This is a genomic window from Mesorhizobium sp. USDA 4775 (assembly GCF_054062655.1).
Genome location: NZ_JBSSFM010000001.1, coordinates 5,160,503 through 5,185,571, shown reverse-complemented (window position 1 = coordinate 5,185,571; position 25,069 = coordinate 5,160,503). Strand labels below are relative to the sequence as shown.

Below are 25,069 nucleotides of genomic sequence, written 5' to 3'. Positions count from 1 at the left end.
TGCACACCCGACGGGTGCGAGAAAGTCGATCGGCATGGACGTTTGCCCCCTCAACGACCGCCAAATCATATATGAAAATTGGTGTATTGGCAGGAGGTAAAGTGGCGTATCGTAAATACGAGTTGGTTTGCTATTTGCGTCGAGTTATTCGGCGTCCGTGTCAAATTTGTCTGTACAACTATAGGTAGGAGGTCATGGGGGGTAGTTGTGAGCTACTTGGGAGTTTGCTGCCATTAAAGCTCCTTGCTAGAATTCACGGCACGTCTGGAGATCGCCCTGCCGCCATTGAATTTCCAGCTGTCGTGATGTTTGTTGATGTATCCCGATATACGGCCTTGGTCGAACAGCTGGCACGGCGCGGACAAGAAGGACTTGAAAAAATCCCGAGGCTGCTGAGCCTATCCTATGCCCGATGCGCTGAGCAAATCCTCGATCGTGGCGGTGAAGTGCTTTACTTTGCGGGGGACTCTCTCCTGGCATATTGGGCGGCTGACTCCGACAACCTTGGAGCTGCCGCCCAGGCCGCAGCCGCCTGCGCCGAAGCAATCTGCCGTGATCGCAACGACCGGCCAGACATCTCGACGAGCCAAATTGCTCCGGCCCTACACGTTGGCGTGGGCGCCGGCACACTCTGGGCTGCTTCGTTGGGTGGCCAGCCGGTCTGGAATCTGGTCGCCGGCGGTGATGCCGTCGCTCTGGCTGCAAAATCACAAGCGCTTGCGGGCCGCTGGGAATACGTGCTCTCTGAAAGCGCAATGAAAGCGATCGTTGACGGGGTTGCGGGTCACCAGCAAGTCGGCTTGAAAGCGTCATCGGACCTGCTACGTCCCCAATGGTTGGCGGAGTTCCTGCCTCCACAATTGCAAGATGTGTTGCTTGTTCACGAGCAAAGCGCGAGAATCGCGCTTAACGTTTCTGCGATCGAGATCGATGAAGATCGCCGTTTGGACGCCCGTTTGGATGCACTGGCAGAGATCAGACCCGTTTCCGTACTTTTCGCCCGCATAGTAGGGCTAGATCATCACGATCCGCTTGCGTTGTCCCGTCATCAGACGCTGTGTGTATCACTCCAAGAGATCCTGAGAGGGCGAGGCGGACCGCCTGGTGAGTTGCTTTTCGACGACAAAGGCCTGGTATTCATGGCCGCATTCGGTGCGCGGGGTGCGTTTCACCGTGACGACCCACAGCGTGCCGTCGATGCCGCCCGCGCCATAAGCGTCACCGTTTCGCGATTGGGACTCTCCGTCTCGGTCGGCGTGGCGACAGGCGATGCGTTGTTTCGCGTCGTGGGCAGCTTGCGAAGGCGGCAACTTATGGTCTTCGGCCCGCCGGTCAATCGCGCGGCGCGACTGATGACGGCGGTCTTTGGGGATGTCCTCTGCGACGCACCGACCGAACGGGCGAGCAGGGCGACATTCTCTTTCGAGAAGCGTGGTGCGTTTCAGTTGGAGGGACTTGGGGATATGGCGCCCGTGTTCCGTCCATTGGAGCCCCATTTGCCGGCGCTACTTCCTACGACGCTCATTGGCCGCCACAGTGAACTGGAATTTCTTAGGAGTGCGTTCGAAGAAGCACGCGCCGGCACGACCCGTCTGGTGGCGGTGGTTGGTGAGCCAGGCATCGGGAAAAGCGCACTGGTGAGTGCGTGGTCCGATGAATTGCGTTCGACCGGCACTATGGTTTCGGTGGCACGCGCCGAGCGGGATGATCGACGTACCTCTCTGCTGACGTGGCGGCGTGTACTGGAATCCGTTCTTGGCTTGCCTGCCGACAGCAGTGGCGTCGATGTGCTTGAGAGCCTCATCGCAAGTGTCCAAGGTAATTCGTCAATTCTTGGGCGAGTGCCCTTGCTCGGGGACATGTTGGCCGTCGAGATCGCCCAGAATGAAGGAACTCGGCACCTAGAGGGCGCTCATCGTGCTGATGCTACGATGCGCCTCTTGGGCGATATCATAGGCGAATTGGCGCCACGCCCCTTGGCATTGGTGCTTGAGGATAGTCAGTGGCTCGATTCTGCGTCGTGGCGCCTCGTTGAGTGGGTTCTCGGATCACTATCTTCATTGCTTATTATCCTATGCCTGCGCGCCGAGGAGGTTCCGGAGGAGTTCAAAAATCTGCACCGACGGACCCAGGCGGCGCGGAAGAGCGCAACTAGATCGGGAGCCGACGATCCCTCACTCTTCTGTCGCATTCTGGAACTTGAGGAACTCAGTGAAGGATCGATCTCCCAGTTGGCTGCTCGTACATTGGGGGCCGTGCCCCCAGACGAGGAGCTGGCGCGACGGGTCTCGGCGCTGGCCAGCGGCAACCCTTTTTTCGCTGAGGAAATCGCGCTGACATTGAAGAGCGAGGGACTGATCGCCATGCGCGATGGTTTCTGGCGTCCGATCCGTCCACTCGACGGCCTTCGATATTTCGAGGGTGTCGAACGGGTCATACGAGAGCGCGTCGATCGCTTGGATACTGTTGGCCAGGACGTAATCAAGGCCGCAGCGGTAGTAGGGCGTTCGTTCACCAGCGAGGCACTCGAGGTATTGCTTAAGGATGTCTTGCGTCCCGACGCCGTGGGTGCTGCCGTTGAATCTCTTGTGGCCGCGCATTTGGTGCGCCGGGGGAATGTGGAAGGGAACTACGAATTTCGGCACGATCAGACCAGAGACGTCGTCTATGGTTCGATCCCAGGCGATCTGCGGCACAAGCTGCACGGAGCCTTGGCTAGCTGGATCGAATCAAGTCCGGGAGATTCCCTAGGAGCGGACACTGCAGTTCTCGTTCAACACTTTGAGGCCGCCGGCAATGACGAGAAGGCAGTCAAATATGCCGATTTGGCAGCAACGAAGGCGTTACAGACTGGTGCGTTTCGAGAGGTGGCCGCATTTCTTGACATCTGCTTGGCACACGAACCAAAGCAGCCGACTTGGAGCGTTGAACAGAAACTACAGGCGGTACGTTGGCGTAGGCAACTCGCCGAGGCGCATTATAGCCGTGGCGACATTCACGCTCAGGGGATTGCTGTAAGGCGCGCGCTCCGAGTGGCAGGTGAGCCGGTTCTTCGGTCACCTACAACGATTTTGATCCGTCTGCTCTGGCGTGGCTTGCGGCTCGCCTTCCAACAAGCCTACCCCCCATCGCCAAGATGGGTCCAGCGGGATGATCTGCGCTTTTGGGAGCGAGAACTGGCTCGATGCTTGAACCAAGCGGCGATGGTCGACTATTTCGAGCTTCGCTTTTCGCTGGGGATGTACAATCTCGTTGGGGCTGTAACACACGCGGAGCGCACCGGGTTCTCCGTAGAGATGGCAGTCGCGTCCGCGCAACTAGCGTGTGGGCTCGGCATTTTGGGTTGGCGGAACGCGTGCGAACACTTCATGGAAAGGGCAGAACGGGTCGCGCTCGCGCTCGCCGATCCAGCAGTCCATGCCCATGTTTGCAACCTCGACGCGCTCTGGCACCTTGGGCGCTGTGAATGGTCGGTGGTCGATCGCCGCCTCGATCAGTCGCAAGAGTTGTGTCTAAGGGCCGGAGATCAACTGAGTTGGTGCAACGCACAAGGAATGCGCTTCTGGTCATTGTATTATCGCGGCGATCGGAGTGCATTGGAGCATACCTCCCTTGCGCTACTATCGCGCGCGCAGAACGCCGGAAACATCCAGCAAGAAATCTGGGCGCTCCGATGCAAGGCGCTGTGCGTGCTCCATATGGATAACCCTCGTGAAGCGATCGACATCCTTCGACTAATAACGTCCGCGATGCTCGGCTCGGTCGATCTCGCCGCGCAGATCTCGACCAAAGGAGCACTTGCACTTGCCCTCGCGCGTGCCGGTCTGCATGCCGAAAGTATCCAGGCCGCGGTCGAAACACTGCGCTTGTTGCGCGTGATGCGTCGACCGTCTTCCCACAGCACATTGGTTGGCATTTCAGGAGTTTCCGAACTGCTTTTACGTGGCCGTGAAGCTGGGCTCTCGCGCGAGTACGACCAATGGAGCGAATGGGAATGCCAAGCGCTGCATGAGCTTAAACGCTACAGTCGTGTATTTCCAGTCGGCGTTCCACAATACGGTCTTTGGACCGGCGTCGCGCAGTGGTTGGATGGCCGCCACGCCCTCGCCGTCTCTACTTGGAAACAAGCACTGGCAGCGGCTGGGCGGTTGTCCCTACGACAAGACGAATCGATGATTGCCGCAGAGTTGAGACGCCGGCAATAGTGAGGCGAGCTCAAAGGCACACATCCATCATTGTGGCAAATTCTCGCGGACTTGCTCCTGACCAGAAAGGGCGTAGCGGGTCTCTTGAGCCCCCAGCGTGGTTGGATTGCCCGGAGTGCGAGCAAACGGCGCTCCGACATTCAGTCAGCGTATCCTTTGCCCATTGGTTGGCAGCTTTAATGTGAAGGCGGACATCGCTGGCGCCGACCCCATGCGCGGCATCGCGGCATAACGATATTGCAGATTACATTTGTCAGGGTGGAGAGTTGGTCAGTGTCACAGCGGTCCTGTAGGTCAGCAAGCGCTTTCGGATCCAGAGAGCCGTTTGCGATTACCAGTCGTGTCGGCGGTCGCAGTCAGTGGCCTTGATCCGACAGTCGGGGGCAGCAACAGCAATGCTGACGCCGAAACGTTTCCGAAAACTTCCGAAAAGTCTAGTATGCCCAAATGCAGGGGACTCGCATCGCTTTCGGTCCGTTCGTACTCGATCCCGACATCGGTACGCTTCTTAGAGAAGAAACCCCGATAGCTGTTGGGCATCGTGGGCTGACCCTGCTTGCTGCGCTTACGGCACGGCCCGGAGAGATACTGACCAAGGCCGAACTGATGGATGCTGCCTGGCCAGGCACCGCCGTTGAGGAAGGCAACCTTACCGTTCAAATCGCGACACTCAGAAAGGCCCTCGGTCCGGCTGATAACGGCGGCGAGTGGATCGCCACGGTGCCTCGCGTCGGCTACCGCTTCACCGGGACCGTCGAGCCGGTGGCGAGCTCATTCCGCAGGCCTACACCACCGTCCGGCAAGCCGTCGATTGCGGTGCTGCCTTTTGCCAACTTGAGTGGCGATCAGGACCAGCAGTATCTCAGCGACGGCATAACCGAGGACATAATTACGGAGCTGGCCAGGTTCCGGTCCCTACTCGTCATCGCGCGCAATTCATCCTTTCAGTTTCGCCATCCGACATTGGACGTTGCCGAAGTCCATCGCAAACTAGGCGTTCGTTACCTCGTCGAAGGCAGCATACGAAAGCTCGGTGATCGCATTCGGATCAACACACAGTTGATTGATGCCGCCGCCGGCACTCACCTGTGGGCTCAACGGTACGATCGGGCCCTCGACGACATCTTCGCATTGCAAGACGAGCTTGCGGCTCTCATCGCCTCGATGGTCGAAGGCCAAGCGGAGGCCGATTCTGCGAGCCGGACGAGACGCAAGCCTCCGGCCGATTGGGATGCGTACGACTACTACCTGCAGGGGCGCGCACACTTCTACCGATATGAATTGGATAAGTCCGAGCCTCTCTTCGTCCGGTGCATCGAGCTAGATTCGACGTTCGCTCAAGGCCATGCCTTCCTCGCGCAAGCCCTCGTCGGCAGATTTTGGTACGACAACGATCCCCGGACGCTACAGAAGGCCTGGGACTCGGCACAAACGGCGCTCGCTCTCGACAGGAGCGATGGCGTCTGTCACCAGAGCATGGGGCTGGTGCTTATACACATGCGCCAACATGGCGATGCGGGAGTGCATTTCGAGCGCGCGCGCTCGTTGAATCCGTTAGACGTGAACATAGCAGGGGACTACGCAAGCTGGCTCAACTACGGCGGACAGGCCGAGACGGCGCTGAGCGTGCTCGAAGCTGCGCTCCTGCGCGACCCGTTACCTCCGATATGGTTCTGGGAGGTGAAGGGCAGCTCCCTGTTCCTGCTAGGACGGTATTCGGAAGCCGTCGGTTCGTATCAGAAGGCCGGTGACCAATTCTTCATTCACGCCTTCCTCGCGGCGTCGTACGCACATTTGGGCGAGATGGAGAAGGCGCGCGCTGAAGTCGAGAGCGCACTAACGAGGAAATACGACCTGACTGTCCGGCTGATGTCAGGTCTCCCGTTCGCCGACCAAGTCGCCCTCGAGCTGTTCATGTCAGGCTTCAGAAAAGCTGGTCTTCCCGGGTGAAGGCACCAGCTAGCCGAGGCGACGGATTTGACCACAAATGGCCTACTTCACTGGTGGGGCCGTGATCGGCGATGCGCCTCATCCTTGCCGTTCCCGGGCGCCGGCCGAAGGTGTTCGTCCTTCTATTCCAGATACGGTGTCAGCACATCTTCGATCCATTTCATGAATGCGCGGACTCGACGCGACAGGTTGCTGCGATGTGCCACGACGAGGGACACGGCGAGCGCTCGGCGACGAAAATCGGGTATGATCTCCACCAGCGCTCGACTCTCCAAGTATTGGCCAACCCCCAAGAGTGGAGCCTGAATCAGGCCAAGGCCGGCGAGGGCGGCGGCTTCGTAGGTCTGAGCGCTGTTGACGTGTAGCGCACCTGGCAACTGAAGCGTCGCGTAGCTGTCGCCGTCCGGATACTCCCATCCATGGGGTCTTGCGCCCAGCATCGTCGAAAAATGAATTGTCCGATATTCCTGACGCTGGAGATCCTCCAGCGATCGAGGGACGCCATAGCGCGCCAGATAGGCGGGACTGGCAGCGTTGACCATGCGCAACAGGCCCAGCGGGCGGGCAATCAGCGTCTCGTCCCGTATAGGGCCGGAAGCGTTCGAGCAATTCGGCATCCCGAAGGGCCGCTCCGGACCTGCCGAAGAAATGTTTGAGGCCGTGAATGCAGGTTGGATGGACCTCGGCATTGCGGGTACGGAGCACGTAGCGGGGACGACCTCTGCGCGCGATGTATTCGAGGCTGCACGGAACGCCGCGAAGGCGTAAGCCCGGGATGGATCAGGCATGACACGGAGACTTCCCGCGCCTGCGTCGGACGCGTCGCGGGAAGCGCTCAACAGTCAAGCTAGCGCGAGGCGGCTTCCATTCCCGCCTGCCGACCACAATGCGCCGCATTTCGCGGCCCTCAAGAATGCCTAGCGATCGGGGTTTCTCTCGTCCGCTTCGCACAATCGATGTAGTCAGGATGCCTAAACGTCCACTTCTGACTATTCCCAGCGTAAAGCTGCCAGACCGCATCCGGTCCAAACAGAACGCTCTGTTTCTTCTACATCGGGCTTGAGATTTTTCCCCTAGGTATCGACGGCGCACGGGGCTAGCATAGGGATCACTGGGGGTGTGCGATGACAGCTGTCTCGATACGCCGGGCGGACTTCATGATGGTCCTGGCTTATGCCTCGGACCTCGCCACTGGCCATTCTCGCGACTTCGCGCTGAAATCCTGCGTGCTTGCAATGCGGATCGCCGACCTTGCGGGTGTTTCCGATGAGGTTCGGCGCAACGCCTACCATCAGTCGATGCTGCGCTATGTCGGCTGCAATGCCGACACGGACCTTCTGTCGGCCACGTTCGGCGACGAGATCGCCCTGCGCCAGGATCTTGTCGGTCTCGACATGGGCAATCGTGCGGAACTGGGCAGGGTCTTCGTGCAGGCCTTCAAGCGGTTCTACTACGATCTCGAGCCTGACGCGCAGGGCAGGGCGATCGAGGCCGCGATGTCGCAGGCGCTCGCGGTGGCGCGCCCGGTGCTCACCGCGCATTGCGAGGTCGCGCAACGGATCGGCGAGCGGCTCGGCCTGTCCGACGAGATCCGGCGCAATCTCGGGCAGATCTACGAACGCTGGGACGGCAAGGGCCTGCCGCGCGGGCTGAGTGGCGAGGATGTCCTGCCCGCCGTGCGCCTGATCACATTGGCGCAGGATGCGATTGCGCTCAGCGATGCCGTCGGCATCGACGGGATGGCCGAAACCGTCGCCAGCCGCGGCGATGGTCCATACGAAGCGGATCTGGCCCGGCTCGTCTCGGCCAACGCGGCGGTCCTGATGGAGGGCATCGGCGCGACGGTCGACCGCGAAACCATCCTGGCGCTCGAGCCGGATCCGCCGGTGACGCTGGACGAGGGGGCTTGCGATGAGGCGTTCCTGGCCATAGCCGACATGATCGACATGCGCATGCCGTTTACGCAGGGCCATTCGAGGATGGTGTCGGAACTGGCCATGGGTGCGGGCAAACGGATCGGGCTGCCCGACCTTGACGTTCGCGCGCTGCGCTGGTCGGGCTGCATCCACGACATTGGCGAACTGGTGGTGCCGGTGGCGACCTGGATGCGCAACGGTCCGCTGTCGGTGCGCGAACGCGACGCCGCACAACTGCACGCCTATTACGGCGAGCGGGCCCTGGCCTCGTTCGGTCGCGAGGGCGAGGCGATGGCCGCGCTCGTGCTTCGCCATCACGAGCGCCTGGATGGCTCCGGCTATCACCGCAAGGTCGGCGGCTCGGACCTGTCCCCGGCGGCAAGGATCCTGGCCGCTGCCGAAGCCTTCCAGACGTCGCGAGAAGAACGTCCGCACCGCAAGGCGCTGTCCAGCGAGGCGGCCGCGGCGCAGCTGCGCGCCGCCGTGCGTGACGGCTGTATCTGCCCCGACGCCGCCGAGGCCGTATTGTCCTTCGCCGGGCAGCCATCGCGGCGAGCCGTGCCGCAAGCGCTGGCCGGCATGACGCCGCGCGAGATCGAGGTGCTGCGCCTGATCGCCGCCGGGCTCACGGCGAAGGAAGTGGCCAAAAAGTTGGATATCTCGCCCAAGACCGCGGACCACCATATTCAAAGCGTCTATTCCAAGATCGGCGTGACCACCCGTGCCGCGGCCGCGCTCTACGCGGTCGAGCACGGCCTTGTCCGACCAGGCGAAACGCAAGCATAGGGAATCCACCCCATGTGCGCCCGCTCCGGGGCGCGCATCGTAGTCCTGTCGACGGTTCAATGGTGACCGCGACCGACAGGAGGAAATCAGATGCTTCTCGCAACCACCAAAGTGGCTGATATCGACCACTTCATCCGTATCTTTTCGACCAAGGGCGCAGACAAGCGCCGGCTGCACGGCTCGAACGGCGCGACCGTCTTCCGCGACCCCAGCGAGCCCGACCGCGTCTGGGCGATCTTCGACTGGGACGCCGAGGGCTGGAAGAATTTCGTGTCCGATCCGGAGGTGCCAGCGATCCTGCAGGAAGCCGGCCATGTCGGCAAGCCGCAGGCGGCGCTGCTGCTCGGCCACTACGAGGCCTGAAGCCCCGCATTGAGCGCCGCCTGCCGCTCGGCGGCGGCGCGTGCCCGACGAACCCCAGATTTGGAGAAATCAAATGGATCCGAAACCCATCAAGATCGGTCTTATCGCCGAACTCACCGGCCCATTGTCTTTCATGGGCCTTGCAAATGCGAACCTCACCACCATGCTTGTCGACGACATCAACGCCAAAGGCGGCCTCCTCGGCCGGCCAGTGGAACTCGTCATCGAGGATGGCGAGACCACAGACAGCGTTGCCAAGGCAAAGGCCGCGAAACTCGTCGACGTCGACAAGGTCGACGTGGTCGTCGGCGGCATCTACAGTTCGACCCGCCTGGCCATCAAGAGCGAGGCGGTCACCCGGGGCAGGACGCTCTACATCTACACCGAGCAGTATGAGGGACAGGAAAACGATCCCCTGATCTTCTGCACCGGGCCTGTGCCCGCCCAGCAGGTCGAGCCGCTGATACCATGGCTCATGAACAGCACCGGCGCGAAACGGTTCTATTTGCCGTCGGCCGATTACATCTGGCCCCATTTGCTGAACAAGGCGGCGAGCCGGGCGGTGCGCGCCAATGGCGGCGAGATCGTCGGCGAGGAGTATTTTCCGCTGGACACCGTCGATTTCCGGCGGACGGTGCAGCAGATCATGGCGAGCGGCACCGACGTGGTCTTCAACACCATCGTCCCGCCGGGCCTGACGCCGTTCCTCGAAGAACTGCACAAGGCCGGTTTCGGCAAACGCGGCGGCAAGATCGTCTGCACCTACTTCGACGAGAACTTCTTCAATCTGGTGCCGTCCGATCAGATCGAAGGCCTCTACAGCTGCCTCGACTACTACCAGGAACTCGACGAACCGTTCGGTCGCGCGCTGTTGCGCCGCTACGGTGAGCGGTTCCCTGGTGGGGCTACCCTGACCGCGGGCAGCGGATGCACCGGGCACTACCGGGCGATCAAGATGTGGGAAGCGGCGGTGAAGGAAGCGGGCAGTGCCGAGCGGGACGCGGTCATCCGGGCTCTCGATCACGCCCGCATCAGCCAGGGACCGGGTGGTCCGGCCGAAATGGTCCCCGGCCAGCATCATGTTCGCATGAACATGTACATCGCGCAGGCGCAGGGCGGTCGATTCCGGGTTGTGAAGAATTTGGGTTCGATCGATCCCAACGAGCGCGCGCTTAGCGACGAACTAAGCAACGCGGGGTAACTGGCGGCGTCGGAAACGGACAGTCTGCTTCCGGCGCTAACCCGGTGTTTGAAGGTGATTGGCTTTGTCAGCAGAGCAGGGGGCCTTGCCCGCTCGCTCCCACCTCACGACCCCTGGCCGTACCGGAGCAGTTTGAAGCAGTCGCCGCTGCCCGACTTCGACTTTGATAGGACCGATCTTGAGCGGTCGAGCCATTCCTGGTGCGACCTGGCATCGGCCTCGATCGCATTGACCGGGGCCGCGCCGACGAAGCCGCGCCCTTGGCTGAACAGCCAGCACGCGCGAGCCAGATGCTGCCTGGAGCGCTGGCGCAGCAGATCGGCATCGTAGAAGATGTCGAGCACCTCCTGCTTGACCCGGCGCTCCTTTTCCGGGTCGGCGACCGCTGCCTCCGCCGGATCGCCGCCGATCGTGTCCCGCAGGTCCTTGTAGTCGAGGGCGAGCTGGGTGGTGGCGTATTTGATCTCGCTCTCGTCGCGCACGATGTCGAACCACAGCCTGGAATCGAGCTCGTTGACGACAAAAGAGGATTCGAAATCGCGCGACAGGTTCAGCACCTCGAAGTCCGCGAGATCGACGTCGCGCTCGACCAGCAGGATCCTGGCCGCCTGTTTGCCGAGCTCTGTCCCGTGAAGACTGACGGCGGTGTTCTTGCCGCCGAGTTGGGGGCTGAGATAGGGCCCGCCTTCATCCAGCAACTCGTCGAATTCCTCCAGCGACTGCATGATCGGCGCGCCGCGGGCAATGCGCGCGGCGAGTTTGGCGAGAACCTGCTGCAGTTCCGTCTCGCGTCGGCGCTGGTCCTGATAGTTCTGCTGGAAGAAGAAGATGAACAGCGACACGCCGATGCCGATCAGGATCACGCCCAGCTGCGAAAAGATGTTGCGATAATATTCGAGCAGCTTTTCGCGATGGCGCACGTCGTGGCGCACGCTGTGGGCGACGCGAAGATTGACGATCAGCGACAGGATGAGCAGCCCGGCGCCGACCAGGATGAGGCCGCCGATGAGGAGGTAGCCATGGCCCGTGCTGAAATCCATCCCTTTGCCCCAAGACCCCAGACTGCGCAGAATACTGCCATTTTGCTTCAATACCTACGGTTTCGTCGCGATGGGGTCGATGGCGGCGAGATTCCTACAGGTTCGCCTCGGCGAAGATGCGCGCGGCCCAGTCGAGGAAGACGCGCAGGCGCGGCGAGAGCTGGCGGTTCTGCGGGTAGAGCGCCGACAGCGGTGTCGGCGAGGGCGGGTAGTCGGCCAGCACTTCGACCAGCATGCCCTGAGCAAGATCCTTCTCGAAGCGATAGCGCGGCGCCTGGATGAGGCCGAGGCCGAGCCGCGCCAGGTCGGCGGCGGTGTCGGAATTGTTGGCGGCGACGCGGCCCGGCAGCCTGATCTCGCGGGTCTTGCCGTTGACGGTGAATTCGAAGGGCAGCACCTCGCCGGTGCGCGACGAGACGAAGCCAATCGCCTGATGGCCGTCGAGCGCGTCGGGGGAGGCGGGTATGCCGTGGCGAGAGAGATAGGCGGGACTGGCGCAGGTCATCTCGCGGATCATCCCCAGCCGCCGCATGATCATGCCGCTGTCGGGCGGCTCGCCGACGCGGATGACGCAGTCGACGCCCTCGCGCACGAGGTCGACCAGCCGGTCGCTCTGGCCGATCTGCAGATCGATGCGGGAATAGCGGGCGAGGAATTCCGGCAGGCTCGGAAGCAGGAAGGTGCGGGTGAGCAGCGTGCTGGCGTCGATGCGCAGCAGGCCGAAGGGTTCGGCCTTGCGGAAGGCGGCTTCCGCGTCCTCGATCTCGGCCAAGATCGACAGGCAGCGCCGGTAATAGGCCCCGCCGTCCTGCGTGGCGTTCACCTGCCGCGTCGTCCGCTCCAGCAAACGTGCGCCGAGATGTTCTTCGAGCCGGCGGATCGCTTCCGTGGCGGTTGAGCGCGGCAGGCCGAGATCGGCGGCGGCAGCGGTGAAACTGCGCCGCTCAAGCACGCGAACGAAGAGCCGCATCGTGTCCAGGCGATCCATGCTCTTTGTTCGCAATTTCCGAATAGTGATGTCAAGAGACGGCTGATTATCCGACAGATGGCTGCGTCTATATCCGTGTCACCAGCAATACGGAGAGGCGTCCATGACAAACCAGCAGACAAGTGCGGGCCAGCAGACAGGTGCGGGCCAGCAGACAAGTACGGGCCAGCAGACAAGTTCGGGCAACCCAATCAGAACCGCGATCGTGACCGGCGCTTCCAAGGGCATCGGTGCGGCGATCGGGCGGCGGCTTGCCCGCGACGGCTTCGCCGTCGTCGTCAATTATGCACGGGGCCGCGCCGAGGCCGAAGCGGTCGTCGGCGCGATCGAAGCCGAAGGCGGCAAGGCGATCGCCGTGCAGGCCGACATCGCCGATCCCACGGGCATCGCCACCCTTTTCGATGCCGGCGAGAAGGCGTTCGGCGGCGTCGATATGCTGGCCAACAATGCCGGCATCATGAAGTTGTCGCCGATCGCCGGGACCGACGATGCGTCCTTCGACGCGCAAATCGCGGTCAATCTCGGCGGCGTGTTCCGGGGCATGCGCGAGGGCGCGAAACGCCTTCGCGACGGTGGCCGCATCGTCAATTTCTCGAGCAGCGTCGTCGGCCTCTACCAGCCGGGCTACGGCGTCTATGCCGCCACCAAGGCGGCGGTCGAAGCGATGACGCATATCCTGGCCAAGGAGCTTGGCGCTCGGCGCATCACCGTCAACGCCGTGGCGCCCGGCCCGGTCGAGACCGCGCTGTTCATGGACGGCAAGAGCGCGGCGCAGATCGAGGCTACGGCCAAGATGATCCCGCTCGGTCGGCTCGGCCAGCCCGACGACATTGCCGGCGTGGTGTCGTTCCTGGCCGGGCTGGACAGTGGCTGGGTCAACGGACAAATCATCCGTGCCAATGGCGGCGCGATCTGAGGGGCAGTCGCCGGTGTCTTCAGCGACCCGCTCAACCCCAAAGCCTGAAACCCAATCCGCACCAGAAAAGGAAACGATGATGCCATTCGCCAACATCAAGGTCCCGCAGGCCGCTCTCTCCAGAGCGCAGAAGGAAGACCTCATCCACCGGACCACCGCCATGTTCGTCGACTTTTTCGGCGAAGGCGTGCGGCCCACCACGATGGTGCTGGTCGAGGAGGTCGCCGATGGCGGCTACGGCCGGGCCGACGAGGTGTTCGTCATACCGGAAGCCTATCGCGCCAAGGCGTAGGGGGCGGCCCTGGTCGGCAGGCCTCATATGACGACTGGTTGCCGCTGATACCAACGTCCGCTCTGTGCGCGGGGGCCTTCAATGCATGGCGGTTCCCTGAAAATCGATGCCCCCCTTTCGGGCGGCATGCATCAGGCCCGAGACAGGTGGACAGTCCCGAGCTGTCCACCCGTCTTGGGCCCCCGCCTCTCCTGATTTTTCAAGATACCAGGCTCAGCGACCGCGCTTCGGCGTCACCCGACCGTTCGGCTTTCCCCGCGGTTCGATACCGCTTGGGCGCGGTGCCGGTGGCGCGCTTGAAGGCATTGCTGAAGGCGCTTTCCGAGGTGTAGCCAAGGGAGCGGGCAAGCACCGCCACCGGGGTATCTTCCTCGCGCAGGGCGCGCTCGGCCAAATGCATGCGCCATTGCGTCAGGTAGGTCAGCGGCGCGACACCGGCGGTCTGCCTGAAATGGAAGGCAAAACTGGTGCGCGACATGGCGGCGGCCCTGGCGAGTTCCTCCAGATGCCAGTCGCGACCGGGGTCGCCATGCATCAGCCGCAGCGCTGGCGCCAGGCGCGGATCGGCGAGTGCGCGCAGCCAGCCGGCGGGCATCAGGCTCGACGTCTGCAGATGCGCCCGCAGCACCTGGATGAACAGAAGTTGCGCCAGCTGCGCCGAGGCAAGGCTGGCGCCCGGCTGGCCATCCGCCTGCTCGCGCACCAGCTGGTCAAGGATCCAGCGCAGGATTGTCGCTTGCGGCGACGAGGCGTGGATGTGGATCCACGGCGGCAAGACGTCGGCCAGCAGCCGCCCGCTCGCCTGGTCGAGCAGCACATGGCCGCCAATATGCGTAAAATCCTTGCCGTCGCCGAGTTGGGCGATCTTGCAACCGGAGAACACCGCCATCGCGTCGAGCGGCGGCACGGACAGGTCGCTGGCGAGGATGAAGGAGCGCCGCGATGCCAAAAGCAGCACGTCTCCTGTTTGTGCATGCACCGGCTCGTCCTCGCCCTCGAGGCGGATCCAGCAACTGCCCTTCACCACGGCGAAGAATTTGATTTTTTCGGGCGCCGGAAAGCGCAGCGCCCATGCTCCGCCGGCGGTGAAGCCGCCTGTCACCATGGTTTGCGCGCTAGTGAATTTGAGGATGTCGGAGAAGGGGTCACCGGTCATTTTCGTACTTTCGCGCAATTTATGCGGATTTTCAAGCATTCACAATCCGATCCGGTGCGCCTAGCTGATGGCCAATGAACATCAGGAGACTGACATGAACGACGAACTGGTGCTGGTGACCGGGGGCTCTGGCTTCATTGCATCGCACTGCATGCTGAAGCTGCTCGACGCCGGTTATCGCGTGCGCACGACGGTGCGTTCGCTCGAGCGCGAAGCCGAGGTGCGCGCGATGCTCAGGGAAGGCGGCGCCGAGCCCGGCGATCGGCTGTCCTTCGTCGCCGCCGACCTGACCGGGGACGCTGGCTGGGCGGAGGCCGTCGCCGGCTGCGCCTATGTCATGCATGGCGCATCGCCGACGCCCTCCGGCAGCCAGACGCGCGAGGAGGATTGGGTGAGGCCCGCCGTCGACGGCGTGCTGCGGGTGCTCAAGGCCGCGCGCGATGCCGGCATAAAACGCGTGGTGCTGACCTCGGCCATCGGTGCTGTCGCCATGGGCCATGCGCCGCAGACACGGCCGTTCAACGAGACCGACTGGTCCGACCTCAGCGGCGCCGTCGCGCCCTACCAGAGATCGAAGACGCTGTCGGAGCGCGCCGCCTGGGATTTCATCGCTCGCGAGGGCGGCGGCCTCGAACTCTCCGTCGTCAATCCGGTCGCTGTGCTCGGCCCGGTGCTCGCCGCCGATTTCTCGCATTCGATCGGGCTGATCAAGCGGCTGATGGACGGCATGCCCGGTTGTCCCCGGGTCAACTCAGGCTATGTCGACGTGCGCGACCTGGCCGATCTGCATCTGCTGGCGATGACCAGTCCTGCGGCCAAGGGCGAGCGCTTCATCGGTATTTCGGGCCACAGCCTGTGGATGGCGGATGTTGCGAAAGTGCTGCGGCGCAGGATAGGCGCGGCAGCAGCCAAGGTGCCGACCAGGGAGATTCCCAATTGGATGATCCGCCTGCTGGCGCTGCGTGGCGATCCCACGACGAAGATGCTGGCCAGGCATCTCGGGGTGATGATGGACGCCACCAGCGAAAAGGCGACGCGCCTGCTTGGCTGGACGCCGCGTCCGGCCGAGGAGGCGATCGTCGCCACGGCCGAGAGTTTGTTGCGGCTGGGGTTGGTGGGTGGGTCAAAAGCGTAGGCGGGTCTTTCGCCTCAATCCCTCCGAGACATGCCGACCCAGTCAGCCGCCACCTCGGCAAAAAGCCAGTCGCGGAACGCCTTGATCTTCTTCTGCCGCAGCGCGCCGTCGGGATAGACAAGGTAGTAGCTGGCCGCCGATTTCAGCGCGAGGTCGAAGGGCCGTACCAGCCGCCCTGCCGCGAGGTCGGCCGAGACCAGCGCGCTGCGGCCGAGCAGCACGCCTTCGCCATGCACGGCAGCCTCGACGGCGAAGGTGGCGGAATCGAAGCGCACGCCGCGCTTGGGGTCGATGCCATCGACTCCGGCCTGCTGCAGCCATGTCGCCCAGTCGATGCGAAAGGCGTCATGGATCAATTTGTGGTGCCTGAGGTCCTCGGGCCGGCGCAGCGGATGTTCGCCTTGCAGCAATTCCGGGCTGCAGACCGGGAAGACCTCTTCGTCAGCGAGAAATTCCGCCGTCACGCCGGTGTAGCCGCCCTTGCCGTAGCGGATGGCGACGTCGATGCCGTCGCTGACGAAATCGGCCAGCACGCCCGAGGTCGCCAGCCGCACGTCGATATCGGCATTGGCGCGGTGGAAGCGATGCAGCCTCGGCACCAGCCAGCGGCCGGCGAAGCCGTCCGACGTCGAGACGTTCAGGATGCGCGTCGAGCGGTCGGGCGTGGCGGCGATGGTGGCGGCGGCGATCTGGTCGAGCGCCTTGCCGACCTCGACCGCATAGGCCGTACCGACGGCGGTCAGGCGCACGGATCGCGTTCCCCGATCGAAAAGCTGGATGCCGAGCCTGTCCTCGATGTTGCGGATGGCGCGGCTGACCGCGCCATGGGTGAGGTTGAGCTCTTCCGCCGCCCTGGAGAAGCTCAGATGCCTTGCCGCGGCGTCGAAAGCGGGCAGGGCGGTGAGGGGCGGCAATCTGCGCGGCATGGCCTCGACCTGTGAGTGTTGCTCACAAATCCTGCACAAAGAGTCGTTTGTCGTCCAGCCCGAAAATGCACAATATCGCTGCGTACCGCGCATCGATATCGACCTCTCCGGTTCTCCGATGCGTTGAAAGACCAACGAAATGTGTGAGCGATCGTCATGCTCGCCCGATGGGCGGCACGAGCACGCTTGCGCCCTGACGAACGTAGGAGACAGACAATGACCTTGACCCTTGGATCCATTGGCGCCGCGATGAGCGGCCTCGCCATGCGCAGCACGGCAGCCTTCGAGCGCCGCCGCGTGCGACGCCGGATTTCCCGGTTTTCCGACCGCCGCTTGCGCGACATTGGCCTGGAGCGCGACTGGGACGGTTCCATCCTGCGCAATGGGAGGGGGATATGACCAGCACCCTGATCATCGGCGCGACGGGGCTCCTGGGCAGCGAAATGGCCAAGGCCAGCGCGCGCAATGGCGACAGCCTCCATGTCCTGGTTCGGCCAGCAACGTTAGCCAATGAAGAGCGCATGCGGCCGCTCAAGGCGTTGGGCGCCACGGTGCATGTCGGCGATCTCGACGATTATGACAGCCTCGTGCGCGCCGTCGGCAAGGTCGACCGCGTCATCAGCTCGGTGCATGTGGGTTCGGCCAGCGAGATGACGCTGGTGCGCGCAGTGAAAGATGTCGGGGTCTCCCGCTTCGTGCCCTCCGCCGGATTCGGCCTCGACTTTGCCGCCGCCGCCCCCGGCACGATCGCACCGCTCGACATCAAGAGGGCCGTGTTCGACGCGGTCAGGGAAGCTGATCTGCCCTATACGATCATCTATACCAACGGCTTCTTCTCGACCTGGGTGGCGACGCTGGGCGATTTGACGCGCTTCGGTTCGGCCGTGCTGCCGCCGGATGAGGTGACGCTCTATGGCGACGGCACCGTTCCGGCGACCTTCGTCAGCGAGAAGGATATCGCCGCCGTCACCATGCGGGCGCTGGAGGATCCCGCCGCAGTCCGCACGGAAATCCGCATCGCGCGGAACAGGATCACGCAGGGCCAGATGATCGACCTCTGGCGCCGCGTCAGCGGCCGCTCGCCGCGCGTCGTGAATATGAGCGCTGAGGAGTTGGAGGCGTTGATCGCCGCTGTGCCCGGCCTTGGTCTGTTGCGGGCGTTCTGGATCCGCGGCGAGACCGCGCTGGAGACGGATACTGTGGAGGCGGGTGTGCTTTATCCGGAGCTGAGGTTTGAGAGCATTGAGAGTGCATTTGTAGCGATGGCCGAGAGGGGTGGAAGGACTGGGTGAAGGGGGCGCTGAGCGGCAAGGGCCGGCGTTCTGTCGCGCCCCCTCTGTCCTGCCGGACAGAGGGGGCGCCGTAGAGTGTGACGGGCATGGTTGGCGTTGCGACAGTGGTTGACCGAACCGTCCATCCGGCCGATAGGTCCGCGCGACCACTCCGAGACCTGCTATGACCGACCTCAAAGATGTAACCCGCCCCCCCGACTGGCAGGACGATGTCCGCCAGGGCGTGCGCCACGTGCGCGACCTTGCCGCCCTGCCGCTGTCGCCGGCCGAGCGCGCCGCCGCGCAGGAGGCCGCCAGCCGCCACAAGGTGCGTGCGCCGAAAGCCTATCTCGACCTGATCGACTGGAACGACCCGGCCGATCCGATCCGCGCGCAAGTCATCCCGTCACTGGGCGAACTGGAGGAGACGGAGGGCGAGCTTGGCGATCCGATCGCCGACCATGAGTTCAGCCCGGTGCCGCGACTGACGCACCGCCATGCCGACCGGGTGCTGCTGTTCCCGACCTATCAATGCGCGGTCTATTGCCGGTTCTGCTTCCGCAAGGAATCGCTGACCTCGATCGGCCGCGGCTATACGCGCGAGGCGCTGGAGCCGGCGCTGGCCTATATCGCGGATCGTTCCGAAATCCGCGAAGTGATCCTGACCGGCGGCGATCCGCTGTCGCTGCCCGACAAGGCCCTGGCCGAAATCTTCGCGCGCATCGAGGCGATCCCGCATGTGCGGCTGCTGCGCATCCACACGCGCGTGCCGGTGGCGCTGCCATCGCGCATCACATCAGGGCTGGTCGCTGCGCTGCAGGGCCGGCTGATGATCACCGTCGTCACGCATTTCAACCACGCGCGCGAGATCACGCCCGCGACCGAAATGGCATGCCGCACGATGCGGCAGGCCGGCTTCGTGCTGCTCAACCAGAGCGTTCTGCTCAAGGGCGTCAACGATACGGTCGAGGCGCTGGAGGAGCTCTGCCGCGAACTGATGTACCGGCTGGGGGTAAAACCCTATTACCTGCACCATGGTGACCTGGCGCGCGGCATGGCGCACCGACGCACCACGATCGCGCAGGGCCAGGCGCTGGTGGAAGCGCTGCGGGCGCGCCTGTCGGGCATCTGCAATCCCGTCTATGTGCTGGACCTGCCGGAAGGCGGCGGCAAGGTGCCGCTCGGGCCATGTCCTATCGAGGGCCGCGACGGGGAGAACTGGCGGATACGCGGCCAGGACGGCGCGATGAGGACCTATCGGGAGATCGTGGGCGAATAGGGCGGCGCTATTCCCCGACAAACGCCAAAACGACCACGCGCGGGACGACGCAGTAGGCGAGGCTGACCATACGGCCGGTCTTCGTCGTCGCGCGGCCGGCATCGAGGTCCACGGCGATATCCTCGTAGCCCAGCACATCGCGATCGAGCGGAAAGGCCGCCTTGTAGACGGCTTCCTTAGCGCAAAACAGGATGCGGCCGGCAAGGCGCGGGTCCGCCGCGCCTGTGCGATCCGCGCCGGTTGCAACGATCGCGAAAATGTCGCCCGGCAAGGGTTCGGCGGGCTCGACGTCAATGCCGAGCGAGACGATACCGCCGACAGGCGCGACCGCCGCCACGGCCATGTCGTCGTCGTGGGCGAGCGAGCCAATTATTCCGTCCGGCCAGACCGGGGCACCGGATGGCGCGCGCATGATGGCGACATCCGTGATGCCGATATCGGCCAGCAGCCGGTGCGCGATCCAGCGGGCGGCACCGCTGGCGCGCCGCATGGCCGGCTGCCGCGCGGGGATGGAACGCGCTTCCTCGGGCAGCAAGTGGGCCTCATCCGCGTCGCCTATCAGCCGGCATCCGGTCCGGACATTTCGGGGCGCGATTGCCGCCATCGCCTCGGCCAACGCGGCTTCAGGGGAGGGTGGCCGCGTCAAAGGGTCATCCCCTCGGCAGGACGAGATCGGCGATCATTTCTCCATCCTCGTCGAGCCCTTCTTCCACGAAACCGGCGGTGCGATAGAGCTGGCGCGCCGCTTCATTCTCGGGCTCGTAACAGATCGAGACGTGCCTGACGTGACCGAGCCCGCCGATCTCGTGCAGCGCCGCGCGCAACGCGGCCTTGCCGTAGCCTCTGCCCTGGCTGGCGCGGTCGATCATGAAGCGGTAGATGCGCGCCTCGTCGTCATCTTCCGGCGCGTCGTACATCAGGAAACCGACGATGCGATCCCCGGCCATGATTGCGCGGGGTCGCGCGTCCTCGTCGGTTTCGGCCTCTTCCAGCGACGCCGCGTTGCCAGCGACAAGATCCATCTGCTCCGGCGCCAGTTCCAGCGACGCGACCAAGGCCCGATTGGCCTTGGTCACCGGGGCGAGGCGGATGTCTCCGACCTTCAAGCCGACGCCTTGGCGCCGTCGTTCGTGACCGGGATCACGAAGCGATGCAGCTTGGCCGGGTTGCCGCGCCAGATCGAGTAGGGCTCAAGCTCCTCGCCCTTCATCACGAAGGAATCGGTGTCGGCCACCGATCCTTCGCCCATCACGACGCCGTAATGGACAAAGGCGGACGGTCCGAGCGTGCAGCCCTTGCCGATGCGGATGTAGTCGGACTTGAACGCGCCTTCCTCCAGCGAGTGAGCCTGGATGACACAGCCTTCGTTGAGTGTGGCGTCATCGCCGATCTCGACCAGGGAACGTTCGGTGAGGTTGGCTCCGCCATCATAGACGCGGCTGCCGACCTTGACGCCCAGCATGCGCAGGATCACCGGCCGGAAGGGCGTGCCGGCGAACAGGCGCACGATCGGAGAATCGGCAAGCTTCCAGTGGCGTTCGTGGCGCCAGAAGGCGACGTCGTAGATCGTCGTCATCTGCGGCTTCAACCGGCCGAAGCCAAGGCTTGCCCGCTCGACAAAGATGTAGAACGGAATGGTGATCGCCGAGGTCAGGAGAACGGCGACGAAGAGAGCGACCTCCGCCCATTCCGTGTAGTAGTTCAGCGCCCGGTCCCAGATCGCCAGCGTGGCGAACAGCATGACCCATTGCGTGGCCATGAACAGAAGGATCGTCACCGCATTGTGCAGGTTCTTGTGCGGAATGCGCTGGCGTCGGTCCGCCTCGTCGACGCCGGCGATGAGTTCCTTGTCGCGATTGACCATGCGCGGGATTTCAAAGGCAGGCGAGCCCAGGAGCCCGACATTCTCGCGCACCGGCCCATCGATGGGGATCATCACCTTGGTGCCAAGCAGGACGTTGTCGCCCGTGCGTCCATCCGGCGGGTAATAGATGTTGTTGCCGAGATAGTTGCGTTCGCCGATGCGCGTCCGCTCGAGCCGGAACGCCGAGGCGGATTTGTGCATGTTGATCATGAACAGGCCGTCCGACACCATGGTCTCGGTGCCGATCTCGCACAGAAGCGGGTTTTCGTGCTGCTGGTTGGAGCCGAAATTGGAGCCGGTCTGCACCACCTTGTTGAGGTTCCAGCCGATGGCGCGCATGTAATAGACGATCGCCGAACTGTCGCCGAACAGCAGTCCCAGCACGCGGGAATTGCTGGTGAACTCGGTGGCGGTCTGCAGCCAGTAGCGGAAGCCGTAAAGCGTGTAGGTGCGGCCGGGTTTTAGGATCACGCTGAGCAGGCGCGGCAGCACCGTCGCGGCGAGAAAAGCCGCGGCGATATAGCCGAAAAGCGTGACCGTGGTGCCGACGGCGACCACGCCGATCGTCTCCTGATAGTCGTCGCCGACATTTTCCCAATAGCTGTGGAACAGCAGCGGCAGCGGGATGACAATGGCAAACAGCCCGATCAACTGGACCGCTTCGAAGAGGAAGCGCCGGATGTCGGAAGGGTTCTCGTTGCGCACCTTGCAATAGTCCGCCGTGGTCGGCACGGCCGGCGAGCCATGCCAGTGTTCGCCATCCGGGATGCTTTGCCCGCGCTGCAGCGAGGACGAATGGCCGAGCTGGGCGCCGTCGCCGATCGAGGTGTCGATGTCGAGCGTCGAACCCACGCCGACGAAGGCATCGCGGCCGATGGTCAGCGGTCCCATGTGGATGTAGCCGGACTGCGCCCGAAAGCCGAGGATCAGCGATTCCTTACGCAGGATGGTGTTGGCGCCGATGGAAATCAGGTCCGTACAGACCGGCACGGATTTGGATTCGATGACCGCGTTCTTGCCGATCCTGGTTCCCAGCATCTGCAGATAGAAGCTGTAGAGCGGGCTGCCGCGGAACAGCACGACTGGGGCGGTGCGGATCAAGGTCTTGACCACCCAGAAGCGGTAGTAGCGCAGGCCCCAGATTGGGAAGGCTTCCGCCTTCCAGCGGCCGACGAGTACCCATTTCGCCAGGACGGCAAAGCCCGTCATGCCGAAGAACACGCCGGCCGAGAGCGCGACGCACCTGATATAGAGCTGCAGCGGATCGTCGAGCGTGTCATACATCCAGTTGAGGCCGATGTTGAGCGCCCACAGGCCCGCATAGCTGTAGACCCCGTAAAACAGCAACTGCGCCATTCCGCAGGTCCAGTAGGCAAAATTCGATGCCTGGCGGGTGAGAACAGGCTCGTTGGTGGCGGTCGTCACCTCTTCCGAGACGCTCAGGTGCTTGGCCAGGCGCGCCACCGTCGGATGGAGATAAATGTCGCGCATGGACGTCGTCGCCCATTCCTTGCGGGGGTGCGCACACGGGCGCAGAAATGCGCCATCAGCACCGAGTTGGCGCCGAGATCGTCGAAGAAATTGTCCTCGACCGAGACCTCGTCGAATTTCAGCACCGCGGCCAGCGCCTCGGCCAGGAAGCGTTCGTCGTCATTGCCGGGCGCAACCATCTCGCGGTCAGCGGAAAGCCGCACGCTGGTCGGCTTCGGCAGCTGGCGAAGGTCCACCTTGTTGGAGACCGTCATCGGGATCGCCGGCAGCTCCTCGAGATAGGAAGGCACCATGTAGTCCGGCAGGCGCCGCTTCATCGTCTGGGCGAGATCGGCGCGCGAGAGCGCCGGCTGGCCGGCCTTGGGCGCGTAATAGGCGACGAGTTCGACGCGGCCGGGCTCGATCTCCCAGGTGGTGACGGCAGCCTGCGCGATCTCGGGCTGGTCCAGCAGTACCGCCTCGATCTCGCCGAGCTCGATGCGATAGCCGCGGATCTTCACCTGGGTGTCGATGCGCCCGGCATATTCGATCTCGCCATCGCCGTTGATCCGGCCAAGGTCGCCCGTGCGGTAGATGCGCTGCGAGGGGTTGTTCGGCAGGCCGATGAAATCGGCGATGAACTTCTGTTCCGTCAGGTCTTGCCTGTTGAGGTAGCCGACCGCGAGCCCGATGCCGGCAATGCCGATCTCGCCCAGTTCACCGGGCTCGGCCAGTTCCGGCAGCGACGGGTCGAGGATGACGATGGAGTAGGTGGGCAGCGGTGCGCCGATGGTGACGGGCTTGTCCGGCGTCAGCGCACCCATCGTTGCCGTGACGGTCGCCTCGGTCGGGCCATAGGTGTTGAGGATCTGCCGCCCAGGCTTCGACCAGCGCACAACCAGATTGTGCGGGCAGGCCTCGCCGCCGACCAGGAGCGTGCGCAGGCTGGGCACATCAGATGTCATCGACGACAGCAGCGTCGGGCTGCAGGCCATGCAGGTGATTTCATGATGGCGCAGGAAATCCGCCAGTTCCTCGCCGACGAGCGGCATCTGGCCGGGCGCTGGTACCACGGTCGCGCCGGCGACGAACGGCACCCAGATCTCCTCGGAGGAAAAGTCGAAGGCAATCGTCATGCCCTGGTAGACGCGATCGCCCGGCCTGTAGCCGTAGGATGCGGCGGCGACGCGGATGAAGTTGACAAAGCTCTGGTGCCGGATGGCCACGCCCTTCGGCCTGCCGGTCGTGCCCGACGTGTACAGGATGTAGCAGATGTCTTCCGCCGGCGCCTCTTGCGGCTTCAGCGGCGCGCTGGACTGTTTGGCGATCTCGGCGGCGGCGCCGTCGATCAGCACGTGGGGAACCGGCAGTTGGTCGGCCCGCGACGCATAGGTGGCGATGGTGACGATCAGGCTGACGCTGGCGTCTTCGATGATGAGCGCCATGCGCTCCTGTGGAAAGGCGGTGGCCAGCGGCACGAAGGCAGCGCCTGCCTTCACCACGGCGAGCAAGGCGACATAGGTCTCCGCCGAGCGGTCGAGAATGAGCCCGACCCGGTGGCCCGGCCGCACGCCGCGCTTGATCAGCACACGGGCGAACTGGTTGGCGCGGCTGTCCAACTCCTGATAGGTCCAGGCACGTCCGTCGGAGATCACTGCCGGCAAGGTGGCGAACGTTGCGGCGAGCTCTTCGAACACCGTGTCGAGCCGCTCGCCGGGTTGGCCTGCCCGCGCGAAATCGGCGCCGGTCAGAATCTGGCCATGCGCGGCCAGGGTCCGCTGAGCGCCCCTCACAAGGGTATCGACGCCTGCCAGCCCATTCTGGGCCAGCCCAGTTTCGGGCTGCGCGCCTGGTCTTGCCGTGTCCCTGTCCAGGGCAGCAATGTCGATACCGTAATCCATTTCCATACTTTCTCGTCCTGGCCGCGTATCGCCCGGCTGTTCATGCCGCTGTTCGAGCAGGCATTTTCGGCTGTGCCGCTGCTGCAATTTGACCCTTGTCGATGGCGGACCGAAGCTTCCGAAAAGGAAATCCGCGCAGTCCCCCGCGGGATGGTTATGCCATGCGATCTTTTCGCCAGTTTTTCCGAATTGTTGAAACTTGTTTCTGAATTGTGTCTGGGCGCTCCTCCTGCCTTGCCCCTGATGGTCTTTTCCGGAGGTGATGCCGCCGCCTTTCACCCAGGCTCTGCCAGGCCGCGATCCCTCAAATCCGCCCCTTCCAAAAAATCTCACTGCCCTCGGGAATAAAGCACCGCCTTGCCGGGTCTTCCCTTCAGCGGGGCCAATCCGGCCCGCGACGCGAAGAAACG

General features: G+C 63.6%; 18 protein-coding genes and 1 pseudogene. 11 read left to right on the top strand and 8 right to left on the bottom strand.

Features of this window, described 5'->3' with window-relative positions; translation table 11 throughout:
* Nucleotides 1–335: 335 nt before the first annotated feature.
* Both ACVILI_RS25360 and ACVILI_RS25355 read left to right on the top strand, forming a co-directional pair.
* Entirely contained in the window at nt 336–4,205 is a 3,870-nt protein-coding gene (locus tag ACVILI_RS25360; RefSeq protein WP_167626437.1) for an ATP-binding protein, read from the top strand.
* Between the two features lie 447 nt (nt 4,206–4,652).
* Nucleotides 4,653–6,155 (top strand): winged helix-turn-helix domain-containing tetratricopeptide repeat protein, encoded by a 1,503-nt coding sequence (locus ACVILI_RS25355; RefSeq protein ID WP_038648133.1) that lies wholly within the window; start codon nt 4,653–4,655, stop codon nt 6,153–6,155.
* Between the two features lie 122 nt (nt 6,156–6,277).
* Here the strand turns inward: ACVILI_RS25355 and ACVILI_RS25350 are convergent, their stop codons facing one another.
* Nucleotides 6,278–6,772 carry a LysR substrate-binding domain-containing protein gene (locus tag ACVILI_RS25350; RefSeq protein ID WP_084791776.1) on the bottom strand — a complete coding sequence of 165 codons (495 nt, stop codon included), beginning with the start codon at nt 6,770–6,772 and terminating at the stop codon, nt 6,278–6,280.
* A gap of 507 nt (nt 6,773–7,279) precedes the next feature.
* Between ACVILI_RS25350 and ACVILI_RS25345 the strand changes: the two genes are divergently transcribed.
* From ACVILI_RS25345 to ACVILI_RS25335, 3 genes are all read left to right on the top strand, one after another.
* The gene (locus tag ACVILI_RS25345; protein WP_038648126.1) at nt 7,280–8,857 is read left to right on the top strand and encodes an HD domain-containing phosphohydrolase; all 1,578 of its coding nucleotides are present in this window, start codon (nt 7,280–7,282) and stop codon (nt 8,855–8,857) included.
* A gap of 90 nt (nt 8,858–8,947) precedes the next feature.
* Entirely contained in the window at nt 8,948–9,220 is a 273-nt protein-coding gene (locus tag ACVILI_RS25340; RefSeq protein ID WP_010910579.1) for a hypothetical protein, read from the top strand.
* 73 nt (nt 9,221–9,293) lie between these two features.
* The gene (locus ACVILI_RS25335) at nt 9,294–10,421 is read left to right on the top strand and encodes a substrate-binding protein (protein ID WP_038648124.1); all 1,128 of its coding nucleotides are present in this window, start codon (nt 9,294–9,296) and stop codon (nt 10,419–10,421) included.
* A gap of 104 nt (nt 10,422–10,525) precedes the next feature.
* Here the strand turns inward: ACVILI_RS25335 and ACVILI_RS25330 are convergent, their stop codons facing one another.
* Together ACVILI_RS25330 and ACVILI_RS25325 are read right to left on the bottom strand one after the other, a co-directional pair.
* Nucleotides 10,526–11,461 (bottom strand): hypothetical protein, encoded by a 936-nt coding sequence (locus ACVILI_RS25330; RefSeq protein ID WP_038648121.1) that lies wholly within the window; start codon nt 11,459–11,461, stop codon nt 10,526–10,528.
* 94 nt (nt 11,462–11,555) lie between these two features.
* Nucleotides 11,556–12,449, bottom strand: coding sequence for a LysR family transcriptional regulator (locus ACVILI_RS25325; protein WP_038648118.1), 894 nt, complete (start codon nt 12,447–12,449; stop codon nt 11,556–11,558).
* Nucleotides 12,450–12,552: 103 nt separating this feature from the next.
* Between ACVILI_RS25325 and ACVILI_RS25320 the strand changes: the two genes are divergently transcribed.
* Entirely contained in the window at nt 12,553–13,365 is an 813-nt protein-coding gene (locus tag ACVILI_RS25320) for an SDR family oxidoreductase (protein WP_240564481.1), read from the top strand.
* A 79-nt stretch (nt 13,366–13,444) separates the two neighbouring features.
* Nucleotides 13,445–13,657, top strand: coding sequence for a tautomerase family protein (locus tag ACVILI_RS25315; RefSeq protein WP_038653019.1), 213 nt, complete (start codon nt 13,445–13,447; stop codon nt 13,655–13,657).
* 199 nt (nt 13,658–13,856) lie between these two features.
* Here the strand turns inward: ACVILI_RS25315 and ACVILI_RS25310 are convergent, their stop codons facing one another.
* Nucleotides 13,857–14,852, bottom strand: a complete 996-nt coding sequence (locus ACVILI_RS25310; protein WP_038648115.1) for an AraC family transcriptional regulator — start codon at nt 14,850–14,852, stop codon at nt 13,857–13,859.
* A gap of 55 nt (nt 14,853–14,907) precedes the next feature.
* On the opposite strand from ACVILI_RS25310, the gene ACVILI_RS25305 reads away from it, so the two are divergent.
* Nucleotides 14,908–15,948 (top strand): SDR family oxidoreductase, encoded by a 1,041-nt coding sequence (locus ACVILI_RS25305; protein ID WP_240564482.1) that lies wholly within the window; start codon nt 14,908–14,910, stop codon nt 15,946–15,948.
* 14 nt (nt 15,949–15,962) lie between these two features.
* Here the strand turns inward: ACVILI_RS25305 and gcvA are convergent, their stop codons facing one another.
* On the bottom strand, nt 15,963–16,874 hold the full coding sequence (gene gcvA / locus ACVILI_RS25300) for a transcriptional regulator GcvA (RefSeq protein ID WP_038648111.1): 912 nt from the start codon (nt 16,872–16,874) through the stop codon (nt 15,963–15,965).
* A gap of 216 nt (nt 16,875–17,090) precedes the next feature.
* Between gcvA and ACVILI_RS25295 the strand changes: the two genes are divergently transcribed.
* The 3 genes from ACVILI_RS25295 (at nt 17,091) to ACVILI_RS25285 (ending at nt 19,424) form a co-directional block, all read left to right on the top strand.
* Nucleotides 17,091–17,273 carry a DUF1127 domain-containing protein gene (locus tag ACVILI_RS25295; RefSeq protein ID WP_019859450.1) on the top strand — a complete coding sequence of 61 codons (183 nt, stop codon included), beginning with the start codon at nt 17,091–17,093 and terminating at the stop codon, nt 17,271–17,273.
* Nucleotides 17,270–18,166 (top strand): NmrA family NAD(P)-binding protein, encoded by an 897-nt coding sequence (locus tag ACVILI_RS25290; protein WP_038648109.1) that lies wholly within the window; start codon nt 17,270–17,272, stop codon nt 18,164–18,166. Before ACVILI_RS25295 ends, ACVILI_RS25290 begins: the two co-directional genes overlap by 4 nt.
* Nucleotides 18,167–18,329: 163 nt before the next feature.
* On the top strand, nt 18,330–19,424 hold the full coding sequence (locus tag ACVILI_RS25285; protein ID WP_038648107.1) for a KamA family radical SAM protein: 1,095 nt from the start codon (nt 18,330–18,332) through the stop codon (nt 19,422–19,424).
* A gap of 7 nt (nt 19,425–19,431) precedes the next feature.
* Here ACVILI_RS25285 and ACVILI_RS25280 read toward each other — a convergent pair whose 3' ends face one another.
* The 3 genes and pseudogenes from ACVILI_RS25280 to ACVILI_RS25270 form a co-directional block, all read right to left on the bottom strand.
* Nucleotides 19,432–20,070 (bottom strand): 4'-phosphopantetheinyl transferase family protein, encoded by a 639-nt coding sequence (locus tag ACVILI_RS25280; RefSeq protein ID WP_038648105.1) that lies wholly within the window; start codon nt 20,068–20,070, stop codon nt 19,432–19,434.
* A gap of 4 nt (nt 20,071–20,074) precedes the next feature.
* The gene (locus ACVILI_RS25275; RefSeq protein WP_038648102.1) at nt 20,075–20,530 is read right to left on the bottom strand and encodes a GNAT family N-acetyltransferase; all 456 of its coding nucleotides are present in this window, start codon (nt 20,528–20,530) and stop codon (nt 20,075–20,077) included.
* Nucleotides 20,527–24,665: pseudogene (locus ACVILI_RS25270) on the bottom strand (Pls/PosA family non-ribosomal peptide synthetase). The gene ACVILI_RS25275 and the pseudogene ACVILI_RS25270 overlap by 4 nt, the downstream one beginning before the upstream one ends.
* Between the last annotated feature and the right edge of the window lie 404 nt (nt 24,666–25,069).

Bases quoted from the DNA above. Each gene is read 5' to 3' on its own strand.
- ACVILI_RS25315 (WP_038653019.1), top strand. From the start codon at position 13,445: ATGCCATTCGCCAACATCAAGGTCCCGCAGGCCGCTCTCTCCAGAGCG.
- gcvA (WP_038648111.1), bottom strand. From the start codon at position 16,874: ATGCCGCGCAGATTGCCGCCCCTCACCGCCCTGCCCGCTTTCGACGCC.
- ACVILI_RS25345 (WP_038648126.1), top strand. From the start codon at position 7,280: ATGACAGCTGTCTCGATACGCCGGGCGGACTTCATGATGGTCCTGGCT.
- ACVILI_RS25335 (WP_038648124.1), top strand. From the start codon at position 9,294: ATGGATCCGAAACCCATCAAGATCGGTCTTATCGCCGAACTCACCGGC.
- ACVILI_RS25295 (WP_019859450.1), top strand. From the start codon at position 17,091: ATGACCTTGACCCTTGGATCCATTGGCGCCGCGATGAGCGGCCTCGCC.
- ACVILI_RS25310 (WP_038648115.1), bottom strand. From the start codon at position 14,852: ATGCTTGAAAATCCGCATAAATTGCGCGAAAGTACGAAAATGACCGGT.
- ACVILI_RS25290 (WP_038648109.1), top strand. From the start codon at position 17,270: ATGACCAGCACCCTGATCATCGGCGCGACGGGGCTCCTGGGCAGCGAA.
- ACVILI_RS25320 (WP_240564481.1), top strand. From the start codon at position 12,553: ATGACAAACCAGCAGACAAGTGCGGGCCAGCAGACAGGTGCGGGCCAG.
- ACVILI_RS25330 (WP_038648121.1), bottom strand. From the start codon at position 11,461: ATGGATTTCAGCACGGGCCATGGCTACCTCCTCATCGGCGGCCTCATC.
- ACVILI_RS25350 (WP_084791776.1), bottom strand. From the start codon at position 6,772: ATGCCGAATTGCTCGAACGCTTCCGGCCCTATACGGGACGAGACGCTG.
- ACVILI_RS25285 (WP_038648107.1), top strand. From the start codon at position 18,330: ATGACCGACCTCAAAGATGTAACCCGCCCCCCCGACTGGCAGGACGAT.
- ACVILI_RS25305 (WP_240564482.1), top strand. From the start codon at position 14,908: ATGAACGACGAACTGGTGCTGGTGACCGGGGGCTCTGGCTTCATTGCA.
- ACVILI_RS25340 (WP_010910579.1), top strand. From the start codon at position 8,948: ATGCTTCTCGCAACCACCAAAGTGGCTGATATCGACCACTTCATCCGT.
- ACVILI_RS25355 (WP_038648133.1), top strand. From the start codon at position 4,653: ATGCAGGGGACTCGCATCGCTTTCGGTCCGTTCGTACTCGATCCCGAC.
- ACVILI_RS25325 (WP_038648118.1), bottom strand. From the start codon at position 12,449: ATGGATCGCCTGGACACGATGCGGCTCTTCGTTCGCGTGCTTGAGCGG.